Source organism: Microcella pacifica (assembly GCF_009371975.2).
Taxonomy (GTDB): Bacteria; Actinomycetota; Actinomycetes; order Actinomycetales; family Microbacteriaceae; genus Microcella; species Microcella pacifica.
Window position 1 is genome coordinate 1 of record NZ_VIKT02000060.1, and the last position, 538, is coordinate 538.

1 pseudogene is annotated in these 538 nt (G+C 67.8%); it reads right to left on the reverse strand.

Annotated elements, in window-relative coordinates:
• Positions 1 to 538: pseudogene (locus FK219_RS13330) on the reverse strand (ISL3-like element ISPfr2 family transposase); the annotation flags it as partial.

Consider the following 538-nt stretch of genomic DNA (forward strand, 5'->3'; position numbering starts at 1 on the left):
AGTTGGTCAGGTTGCGGAACCCGAGTGCGGAGCCGCGCAGGTGTTCGAGCCGTCCGTTGAGCGCCTCGGTCGGCCCGTTGCTGGTGCCGGGTCGTTCGAAGTAGGCGAGCACGTCAGCGGCTCGCTTCTTCAGGGTCCGGCCCAGGGTGGTGAGCTCGGTGAGCACCTTGGGGACGCCGGCGCTGAGGTCGGTGATCAGCTTCTCCATGAGCTCGCGGCCACGTTGCCGGTCCTCGTGGCGATAGGCGGCGATCATGCGCTGGTAGACACCCCAGGTCGCCTCGACCTCGACGTGAGCGTCATCAATGAACAGCGCGCGTAGCCTGTCGCTCTGCTTGTCGGTGAGCAGGTCCGCGCCGGTGTGCAGCGTGCGCCGCGACTTGTAGAGCGGATCGTCCCTGAACCCACGGTGCCCGTGGATCGCGAGTTGGACCCGGCGCCGGCACCTGTCGAGGGCGTCACCGGCCAGGCGCACGACGTGGAAGGGATCCATCACCGTGACCGCGTCCGGGATCTCCTCCGCAGCGGCGGTCTTGAA